Annotated in this window: 8 protein-coding genes; 2 read left to right on the top strand and 6 right to left on the bottom strand. The window is 73.9% G+C overall.

Annotated features, from left to right (window positions below; translation table 11 throughout):
* The 4 genes from ACZ60B_RS36020 to ACZ60B_RS36005 form a co-directional block, all read right to left on the bottom strand.
* On the bottom strand, positions 1-663 hold a 663-nt coding region (locus tag ACZ60B_RS36020), incomplete at its 3' end, for a PAS domain-containing protein (RefSeq protein ID WP_469394723.1).
* 199 nt (positions 664-862) lie between these two features.
* Positions 863-2,107, bottom strand: coding sequence for an aminotransferase class V-fold PLP-dependent enzyme (locus tag ACZ60B_RS36015; RefSeq protein WP_469394721.1), 1,245 nt, complete (start codon positions 2,105-2,107; stop codon positions 863-865).
* A 321-nt stretch (positions 2,108-2,428) separates the two neighbouring features.
* Positions 2,429-3,103, bottom strand: a complete 675-nt coding sequence (locus ACZ60B_RS36010; RefSeq protein ID WP_469394719.1) for a histidine phosphatase family protein — start codon at positions 3,101-3,103, stop codon at positions 2,429-2,431.
* Positions 3,104-3,160: 57 nt separating this feature from the next.
* Positions 3,161-4,414, bottom strand: coding sequence for a DUF418 domain-containing protein (locus ACZ60B_RS36005; RefSeq protein WP_469394717.1), 1,254 nt, complete (start codon positions 4,412-4,414; stop codon positions 3,161-3,163).
* Between the two features lie 212 nt (positions 4,415-4,626).
* Between ACZ60B_RS36005 and ACZ60B_RS36000 the strand changes: the two genes are divergently transcribed.
* Together ACZ60B_RS36000 and ACZ60B_RS35995 are read left to right on the top strand one after the other, a co-directional pair.
* Entirely contained in the window at positions 4,627-5,286 is a 660-nt protein-coding gene (locus ACZ60B_RS36000; protein ID WP_469394715.1) for a response regulator, read from the top strand.
* Positions 5,287-5,288: 2 nt separating this feature from the next.
* Positions 5,289-6,392: a sensor histidine kinase gene (locus tag ACZ60B_RS35995; RefSeq protein WP_469394730.1), complete on the top strand. Its 1,104-nt coding sequence runs from the start codon at positions 5,289-5,291 to the stop codon at positions 6,390-6,392.
* 158 nt (positions 6,393-6,550) lie between these two features.
* On the opposite strand, the gene ACZ60B_RS35990 is transcribed toward ACZ60B_RS35995, so the two are convergent.
* Both ACZ60B_RS35990 and ACZ60B_RS35985 read right to left on the bottom strand, forming a co-directional pair.
* Positions 6,551-8,254, bottom strand: a complete 1,704-nt coding sequence (locus ACZ60B_RS35990) for an alpha/beta hydrolase (protein ID WP_469394713.1) — start codon at positions 8,252-8,254, stop codon at positions 6,551-6,553.
* 244 nt (positions 8,255-8,498) lie between these two features.
* A complete protein-coding gene (locus tag ACZ60B_RS35985; protein ID WP_469394710.1) occupies positions 8,499-9,536 on the bottom strand; it encodes an alcohol dehydrogenase catalytic domain-containing protein in 1,038 nt (345 codons plus the stop codon).
* Positions 9,537-9,830: the final 294 nt, after the last annotated feature.

Here is a 9,830-nt window from a genome sequence, read left to right as displayed (position 1 = left end):
GGGGTAGGTGTCGACGGCCCCGGGACCGATGACCGGCTCGGCGCTGCCCTCGACGGTCGAGAGGTGCGCGACCCGGTGCAGTACGACGGCCGCGTCCGGCGGGCCGGTGGCCGGCTCCTCGCCCCGGACGACCGGCGCCAGCAGGTCCACGCTCGCGAAGTCCGCGAACTGCGGCACCACCAGGGCGGCGAGTTCGCACGCGGTGCGATCGAGGTCCAGGGTCGTGCCGATCGAGACGGCCGCCTCGTCGAGCACCGCCAGACGCTGTCGGGCCCGGTACTGCTCACTGCTGTCGAACGCGGCCATCGCGACCGCGCAGACCTCTCCGGCCGGGTCGCGCACGGGCCACAGTTCGAGGCTCCAGGCGTGCTCGTGCGCCTCGGAGGGGGCGCGGGTGTAGCCCTCGTAGTGCCGGGGCCGCCCGGTCGCGGCAACGTCCCGCAGCGCGGCCACGGTGCCCCGCCGGTCCACGTCCGCCGGGACGCCGTCCGGGAACACCCGGCCGCGCAGGACGTCCTCCTCGATGCCCATCAGGCGGACCGCCATGTCGTTGAGCCGCAGGTAACGCTGGTCGACGCCGAAGACCGAGAACGACATCGACGCCTGGCGAAACGCCCACTCGATCAGCGGGCGCCCGTCGTCGCCCCCGCCCTGAGGCTCCATGCATTCAGCTTGCCTCCCCGCCTGTGGCCCAACAACTCGGCCGTACCCCGCGAGCGCCCTTCGGGACCGGTACCGGCGCCGGACGCGGCGCGTGCGCGTACGGCCCGCGGACGCGGGCACCGGCGCCGGTCACCGGGCATGCGGTACCCGGCATCGCGGGCCACCGGGTCACCGGGGCGCGACAGGGAGTGCCGCTTCTTCAGGCGCGGGCCCGGCGGGCCTCCCGGCCCCAGTCCTCCAGGACCGGGACGCAGGTCTGCGCGAAGCGGTCGTAGTCGTCGGGGGTGTTGTAGACATGCGCGGACAGCCGCAGGTAGCCGACTCCGTCGAAACTGGTGAAGGCGCACTCCACACCCAGTTCGACGGTGGCGCGGTCGCGCAGCGCGTCGGCCGCGAGACGCGTGGTCCCCAGCCCCTCGGGAATCCGGACCAGCCGCATCCCCGGCACGGGCATGCCGACATCGACGCCCTCCGGCGCACCCCCCGCCGAGCCGGCGAACGCGGCACCGATCACGCGGGCCCCGTAGTCGGCCAGTTCGTCCATGTGGCGGCGGGCGGTCTCCCAGCCCCAGGTGTGCTCGACGAACTCCAGCGCCGTCGGCGCCGCCAGGGGGCCGGTGGCGTCGAGCGTGCCCTGCTGGTCGAAACGGCGCGGGAACGGCTCGGCGGCGCTCCACGAGTCGATCAGCGGATACAGATCCTCGCGCAGCGGGCCGCGGGCCACCAGCGCGGCCGTGCCGCGGGGCGCACAGCCCCACTTGTGGAGGTTGCCGACCCACGCGTCGCCGTGCTCCAGCCCCTCCAACGGGGCGGCCAGGAGTCCGGGGGCGTGCGCGCCGTCCACCAGCAGCGTGATGTCGTCGTGCCGGGCGAGCTCGGCCGCGACCCGCTCGACCGGCAGCCTGCGGGCGGTGGCCGAGGTGATCTGGTCCAGGACCACGAGGCCGCACCGGTCGTCCACTTCGGACATCACCGCCCGGTACGCCTGGTCCGCGTCGGCCGCCAGCGGCACGCGCGCCGTGCGCACCCTGCCGCCCCAGCGACGGGCGAGGCGCTCGGCCCCCATGGTGACGGCGCCGTAGCCGTGATCGGTGACGACGACGTCCTTGCCGGGGCGCGCGGTCAGGGCCGCGTACACGACGCTGGCACCCGCGCTGGCGTTCGGGACGAGCGCCAGGTCCGCGGCGTCCACCCGGAGGTGCTCGGCGATCTCGGCGCGGGCGGCGGCGATCCGCTCGGTCACGTCCCGGAACCAGACGACGGGCGCGCTCTCCATCTCGGCCCGCAGTTCGTTCTGCCGTCGCTGGGCGACCAACGGCACGGCGCCGAAGGAGCCGTGGTTGAGGTGGAGCATGGCGGGGTCGAGCGACCAGGCCGCGGCGGCGGGCCGGCCGTCGTCCAGCGTCAGCGGGCGGGGCACGGTGACGACCTGGGTCTCGCTCACGGAACTCCTCGTTGTTCGCGGCCTCGGCGGCCGTGGTGCGGTCGCCCGGATGCCGGCCGCCCTTCGCCGGGCATGGCCTGACCGCCGGACCGCCCACACCATACCCAGGAGGCCTGCGAGCCGCGTCGTACGGTCTGCGGGCACCGCGCGATGAGGCCCGCGGGGCGCGGACGCGAGGGGAGGGGCCGGGGGAGTGCAGGGTGCAGCGTGCACGGGTGCGGGCAGGGCGGAGCCCCCTGCCGGACCGCGCCTCCCGGACCGTTCCTGTCGAACCGCGCCTCCCGGACCGTTCCTGTCGTGTCGTTCCGGACCGGGCGTCGGTCAGACGACGGGTCCGTAGGCGCCGCCCGTGTACTCCCGCCCGGCCGCCCGCCGGTCCGCCGAGCGGGCCCGTGCCGAGGGCACCGCCTCGTCCGGGGCCGTCTCCCGGACGTCGGACGCGGTCCCGTGGCCGTAACGGACGTGCCAGGCGCCGTCGCGCAGGATCAGGGAGACGACGGTGAGCGGGCGCGGCAGGTCGAGGTGCCGGAAGGCTCTCGCGGGTACCGAGAAGGCATGCACGAGCGCGCCCCGGATGACGGACGGTTCGACGATGGCCAGGGCCCGGTCCGTGTCGGACGGCAGACGGTCCAGCCAGCGGGCGGTGCGCTCGCAGAGGTCGCGGACCGACTCGCCGCCGTGCGGCGCGGCGTCCGGATCGGTGAGCCAGGCCGAGTAGCCGTAGGGGTCGTCGGCGACGACTTCGGCCACCGTGCGGCCGTGCCACCGGCCGTAGTCGAAGTCCCGCAGGGCGGGTTCGGGCACGGTCTCCAGGCCGAGGGCGTCGGCGGTCCGCGCGCAGCGCGCCGAAGGTCCCCGCACGGCCAGCGAGTACGGCGGGAACCCCGGGTGCGGGGAGGTGCTCCGCGGCGGGCCGCCCGCGAGCGGGAGCGGGTCACCGAAGACCCTCGCGGTCTCCTCGGCGGTCGCGCTCAGAAACGTCAGACACGTCGTCATTCGTCTGACCTCCTCGACTTCCGTGCCACGTTGCGTGGTCGGACGCCGCACTGTCGGCTAGTGGATGAGCTGGGCGGGTGCGGTGGCGGTGTGCATGGCGTACTCCAAAGGGCCGCGCCGGAATCGGCGGGTCCAGGCCAGGGCCACGAGCATGGCCACGGTGACGAACGCGACGAGGACCGCGAACGACTCCGCGTCGGACATGTCCTCGCTGATGCCGAACGCCTTGATGGCGACGATCTGGCCGACGTAGGCGGTCAGGGAGACGGAGCCGAGCGCGATCACCGGGGCACCGAGCCGCCGTACCCGGGCGAAGCGGGCCGTGGCGAGCAGACAGCTCGCCACGACCACCAGAGCGACACCGGTGTTGCCCACGATGGACCCGGTCGTCTCGCTGTGCGGGGCCGCCACCAGCAGCCAGGCGGGCCTGCCGGGCAGGGGCGGCCCGTCGCCGACGGCGTCGGACCACCAGGCGGACGCGGCCGGACCGCCTCCCACGGCCGCGCTCACGGCGGCCCGGGCGCCCGGCACCAGATGCAGGGCCAGCCACGACCCGCCGTACCCGACCACCGCCAGGGCGACTCCGCAGGCCGCGACCCTGGCCAGCGCGCGGGGCCGGGTGAGGTCGGTCTTGGCCAGGGCCATGCCCGCGACGATGAACGGGAACCAGGTCAGGACCGGGTAGTCGCCCGTGACGAACAGACCGAAGAACCCGTCCGTGCCGGTGATCCGGGCCAGGGGATCGTGGGCGATCAGGGTGTCGGACCAGTCCCCGCCCTCGGCGGCGGCCCGCAGCAGGTACAGCGCCAGGGGCAGGACGATCGCGCCCGCCGCGGCGACCGCGGCCAGGGTGCGGGCCCGCAGTCGGTGGAGGGGGAGGGCGAGGACGAACAGCAGCCCGTAATAGGACAGGATCACGTTGACCGGGGTGTCCAGGGCGGTCAGCGCGTATCCGAGGGCCACCAGGACGGCCGCGCGGATGAGTACACGGCCCATCGCCTGCCGTCCGGCCCGCCCGGTCCGGGGCTGCGGCCGGCCCGTCAGCAGCACCAGGGTGAAGCCCGCCAGCACGGCGAAGAGCGTGGCGGAGCGGCCGCTGGCCACCTCCAGGAGCCAGCCGACCGGTCCGCCCACCGACGGGTCGGGGCCCAGGTGCACGGCGAACATGCCGACGATCGCCAGGCCACGGGCCAGGTCGAGTCCGATCAGACGGCCCGTCGACGGCGGACCGGCGATCTCGGCGGGGCCGGCGGGTGTGGCGTCCACCGGGCGCGCGGCGGACGCCACGGCCGACGGTGCGTCGTGTGTCATGCGTCCAAGGTTGCGTGCGCCCGGTGGGCGGCAGCCATCCGGCAGATGTCCGGACCGACCCCGCCGACTGGCTGGTCCCGCGGCACCCGCCGGCCGATCGGGACGGACCGGGGTCCCGGATCCGGGGTCCGAGGCCCGGGCGTCCTGCATCGGGCGGAGTGCCCGGCGACGTGGTACGAATCGGACAGTGGTCCGTCCGTGAGGGAGCACGCGTGATCCGGGTACTGGTGGTCGACGACGAGGCTCTGATCCGCATGGGCTTCCAGCGCATCCTCGACACGGCCGACGACATCGAGGTCGTCGGTGCGGTGGCCGGCGCCCAGGCACTGCACACCGCACGGGAGACCGCCCCCGACGTCGTGCTGCTGGACATCCGGATGCCGGACGTGGACGGCCTGACCGTCCTGGCCGAACTCCGCGGGCTCCCCGACCCCCCGGTCGTGGCCATGCTCACGACGTTCGACATGGACGAGTACGTGGCGACGGCGCTGCGCTCGGGCGCCGCGGGCTTCCTGCTCAAGGACACCGACCCCGAGGAGCTGCCGTTCATGGTGCGCTCCCTGGCCGAGGGCGGCACCGTACTGTCGGCCAAGGTCACCCGCACCGTGGTGGCGGGCTATCTGGACGCCGGTTCCCGGGACCGCTGCACAGGCGGCCTGGACCGCCTCACCGACCGTGAGCGGGCGGTGCTCGTGCTGATCGCCGAAGGACTGTCCAACACCGACATCGCCACCCGGCTCTACCTGAGCACGGGCACCGTGAAGGACCATGTGAGCGCCATCCTCACCAAGCTGGAGGTGGGCGGGCGGGTCCAGGCGGCCCTGCTCGCCCAACGGGCCGGCCTGCTCCGGGAGGAGGGCGAACCCCTTTGAGGGTGCCGCGTCGACCGCCCCCGGTGCTGTTGGACGCGGTACCGGTCGGGGTCGCGCTGCTCGACGTATGGGCGCACTGGGACCCCGAGGCCTGGGTGCGCATGGCCTGTGCCCTCGGCGCCGCCTTCGCCCTGATCGTGCGCCGCCGCCTGCCGCTGCTGACCTTCCTGCTCACCCTCCCCGCCGTCCTGCTCTCCGACGCGGTCATCGCCTCGCTGATCGCGTTGTACACGCTCGCCTCGATCACCCGGCACCGCGCGCTCCTGGCCGTCTGCGCCCTGCTGTTCACGCTGGGGGACGTGAGCTCGTGGCCCTCCCCGGGCCTGGATCTCACCCAGGGCAGCACCTTCATCACCCTTGGCTACACCGGGGCGACGGCGGCCGCGCCGGTCTTCCTCGGCCAGCTCGTCCAGACCCGGCGCGACCTGTCGCTGCGGCTCGCCGAGATCTCCGAGGCCCGGGACCACGAGCAGTTGCTGACCGCACAGGCGGTCCTGGCCAGGGAGCGCGCCCAGCTCGCCCGCGAGATGCACGACGTGGTCTCGCACCAGGTCAGCCTGATCGCGGTACGGGCCGGGGCGCTCCAGGTCGGCACCCGGGACGCCGAGGCCAAGGAGGCGGCCGGCACCATCCGGCGGCTCAGCGTCCAGACCCTCGACGAGCTGCGCCACATGGTCAGCGTCCTGCGCGCCTCCGGCGGGCGCCCCACCGAACTGACCCCGCAGCCGTCCCTGGCCGACCTGGAGCAACTGGTCGGCAGCAGCGGTATCGACGTGCGGCTGGCGACGGACGTCCCCGAGGGGCTGCCGCAGACCGTCCAGCGCGCGGTGTACCGCACCGTTCAGGAAGCGCTCACCAACACCCGCAAACACGCTCCCGGCGCCACCGCGACGGTGTGTGTGCGTCACGAGGGCGACGCCGTCCGGGTCACCGTCACCAACACCGCGCCCACCCGGCCCGCCCTGCCGCTGCCCAGCGCGCACTACGGGCTGGTCGGTCTGGAACAGCGGGCCGCCCTCCTCGGCGGCACGGTGACCGCCGGCCCCACGGCCGACGGCGGCTACGAACTGCGCCTGGAGCTCCCGGCGACCGGGACCGGTCCGTAGCACCGCGCGCGCCCGGAGCACACGTACACCCGGAGCACACGTACACCCGGAGCACACGTACACCCGGAGCACACGTACACCCGGAGCACACGTAGCCCCGGAACGCACGCGCGCAAGCTTCCCACCGGGCAGACCGTCGCCCGTCGAGGGGGGTGCCTTCAGCCGGCGACGCCGGCCAGCGCGCCTTCGCCGGTGTCCATGCCGCCCCGCGGCTTGACGGCGGAGAGCGGCGGGGTGTCCGTACGGTCCTTCGGTCTGTCGGCGCTGTCCTTCGGCTTGTCGGCGTCGTCCTTCGGTCTGCCGGTGGCGAAGGGCGGGCTGTCCGGCCGGCAGGTCGTCCCGGCCGGGGGGAGGATCCCGTCGACGAGATAGCGGCTCTCGTAGTCCTTGGCGCAGGTGCTGGGGTTGAGCAGGACGGTGTGCCCGTACCCCTGCACGGTCAGCAGCCGGGCGTCGGCCAGCTGCGTGGCCATCGCCCGCGCGGCCCGGTACGGAGTGGCCGGGTCGTAGGTGTTGTTCACCAGCAGCAGGGGGTGGGCCGTGGGCCTGTTCCAGGGGCCGGTGTAGCTGTCGGCGGCCCGGGCGGGCCACTGGGCGCAGCCCTCCGAGGCCCAGGCCCAGTACTGTCCGGCCGCTCCCGCCCGGCGGGCGCCCAGTTCCGCCAGGGCCTGGTAGGCGGCCGGATCGCGCGGATTGGGGCTGTCGGAGCAGAGCACCGCGGCCGCCTGTTCCACCCCCAGGTAGGGCAACTTCGCCGGCTGCGGGAACAGCGGGGGCGACGGTTTCGGTGCGCGGCCCTGCCACAGGTCCTCCAGCCGGGTGGCGGCCCGGGACCACGCGGGATGGACGACGTAGAGGTTGGTGAGGAGGTCGTCGACGGTCGCGCCGTACGTCCACGCACCCGCCGGGTGCTCGGCGAGTCGCGTCGACAACCGTGCGAACTTGTCGCGGGTCGCCGCCGGGCTGCCGGCCGAGAAGGCGCAGTTCGCGGGCGTGGCGGCACCGCACAGGGAGAGGAACCGGTCCAGGGTGGCGGCCGCGCCGATGTCAGCGCCCAGGCGCTGGAAGGTGGTGAGTTCCGGCTCCGTGCCGGTGCCCTCGCCGAACCAGGACCGAGGGTCGAAGTTGCCGTCGAGGACCATGGCGCGGACCCGGTCGGGGAAGAGGTTGGCGTAGGTGGCGCCGAGGAATGACCCGTAGGACGTGCCGAGGTAGGTGAGCTGCTCCTCGCCCAGCGACCGGCGGAGCAGGTCGAGGTCCCGGGCGGTGTCGGTGGTCGACACATGGCGCAGGAGTTCCGGGTCGCGCTTCGTACAGCGCTGCCCCAGATCCCGGTACGCGGCCGTCCAGGCCGCCCGCTCCCGCGCGCCGACGGGGAATCCGGCCGGAACGCGTGCCTGCCAGACCGCGGAGGCCAGGTCGCTGTCGAAGCAGCGCACCGCCGTGCTCTCGCCGACGCCCCGGGGGTCCCAGCTGACGATGTCGAACCTCTCCCGCACCTCCTTCGGGAAGAACTCGTACCACTGCGGCATCTGCAGCGTGCCGGGGCCTCCGGGGCCGCCGGGATTCATGAACAGAGTGCCGATACGTCGTCCGGGACCGGTCGCCTTCCGTCTGACGACGGCCAGTCGGATGGAACGCCGGGTGGGTTCGCGGTAGTCGAGCGGAACCTTCGCGGTCGCGCAGTCGAACGGGCCGCCGGAGGTGCAGGGACGCCAGTCGAGGTGCGGGGCCGGCACCGGGGGCAGCGGCGGCGCGGCCGCGGCGAGGTCCGGCCGGGTCACCGCCGTCAGGCAGACGACCGCCGCGGCGAGGGGTGCGGTGCGCCGTCGGAGGCCCGCCGTGGACCGGGGTATTCGCATGATCCGTCCTTCCGCTGGCCAGGCCTCGACATGGGGATGTCTCTGCCTGAACACCACCGTGGCCCGCCCGGGCGGGCAAGCCGGCGCGGGCCGAACGAACCATGCCCGTCGGGCGGACCGGACGGAGGAGCCGGCACGGACGGAGGATCTGTCCGAGGGGTCGGACGGAGGATCTGGCGGGCGGGTCGGACGGCGGACTCGCCCGGCGTGTCGGGAGGGGGCTCGCCGAGGGTGTCGGGAGGGATCAGAACGTGATCATGACCTTCAGCGCCTCGCGCCGGTCCATCGCGCGATAGCCGTCGGGCACCTCGTCCAGGGTGACGGTGCGGTCGAAGACGCGTCCCGGTTCGACCGAGCCGTCCAGGACGCCCGGCAGCAGGGCGTCGATGTAGGCGCGCACCGGGGCCGGTCCGCCGGTCAGGCCGACGTTCGGGCCGAAGAGGCTGCCGAAGCCGACCGGGGCCTCCTCGTACTGCGGCACGCCGACCCGGCTGATCACACCGCCGGGGCGCACCACGCCGACGGCCATCTCGTAGGCGGGCAGGTGCCCGACCGCTTCCAGTACCGCTCGGGTGCCGTGCCCGCCGGTCAGGTCCTTCACCCGGTCGATGCCCTCCTCGCCGCGCTCCGCCACGACATCGGTGGCGCCGAAGAAGCGTCCCAGGTCGGTACGGTTCTCGTGGCGGCCCATGAGGATGATCCGCTCCGCGCCGAGCTGCCGGGCCGACAGCACCGCGAGCAGTCCGACCGCGCCGTCACCGATGACGGTGACCGAGTCACCCGGCTCGACCCGCGCCTGGTGGGCGGCGTGGTACCCGGTGCCGTACACGTCCGCCAGGGTCAGCAGCGACGGCAGCAGGCCCTCTTCCACCCCGGCGGGCAGCTTCACCAGCGTGCCCTGCGCCTGGGGCACCCGCACCGCCTCGGCCTGGGCGCCGCCGACGCCGCCGCTGCCGTACCAGCCGCCGTTGGGGCAGGAGGTGTGCAGGCCCTCGCGGCAGAACTCGCAGGTGTTGTCGGCGAAGGCGAACGGGGAGACCACCAGGTCGCCCCGTTCGAGTCCGGACACCTCCGGGCCGAACTCCTCGACCACGCCGATGAACTCGTGCCCGATCGGGGCGGGCCCGTCCGCGGCCGCCAGGTTGTGGTACGGGTGCAGGTCGCTGCCGCACACACAGGAGCGCACGACGCGCACCACGGCGTCGGTGGGCTGCTCGATCACCGGGTCCGGCACGTCCTGGACGCGCACGTCACCGGCCTTGTACAGGAACGTTGCCCTCATGTCGCCCTCTCTCCCTCCATGCGGTGAGCAAGGAAATGAGTTCGCGTGACGGTGTACAGGGGCCCCCGAACCAGGCTGGCACCTGCGGCAGGGATCGCAAGCAGGAGGCCTCGCTCCGGCGATCGGGCACCCCGCGGGCAGGGGGTCCGGGCTGCCGGGACCCCGGGGCGGCGACGGCACCACGCCGAAAATTGAGCACAATCTCTCTGTCATTTCTCGCCACTGATGGTTAGTGTGCGTGATCAGAAGCGCGGCGCTGCGCAAAGCCCGCCGCCTTCGGGTTCTGATTGTGTA

Source organism: Streptomyces sp. NPDC104096 (assembly GCF_055584385.1).
Note: the sequence above shows the minus strand (reverse complement) of the source record. Positions and strands in the feature narration are given on the sequence as shown.

Bases quoted from the DNA above. Each gene is read 5' to 3' on its own strand.
- ACZ60B_RS36010 (WP_469394719.1), bottom strand. From the start codon at position 3,103: ATGACGACGTGTCTGACGTTTCTGAGCGCGACCGCCGAGGAGACCGCG.
- ACZ60B_RS36005 (WP_469394717.1), bottom strand. From the start codon at position 4,414: ATGACACACGACGCACCGTCGGCCGTGGCGTCCGCCGCGCGCCCGGTG.
- ACZ60B_RS35990 (WP_469394713.1), bottom strand. From the start codon at position 8,254: ATGCGAATACCCCGGTCCACGGCGGGCCTCCGACGGCGCACCGCACCC.
- ACZ60B_RS35985 (WP_469394710.1), bottom strand. From the start codon at position 9,536: ATGAGGGCAACGTTCCTGTACAAGGCCGGTGACGTGCGCGTCCAGGAC.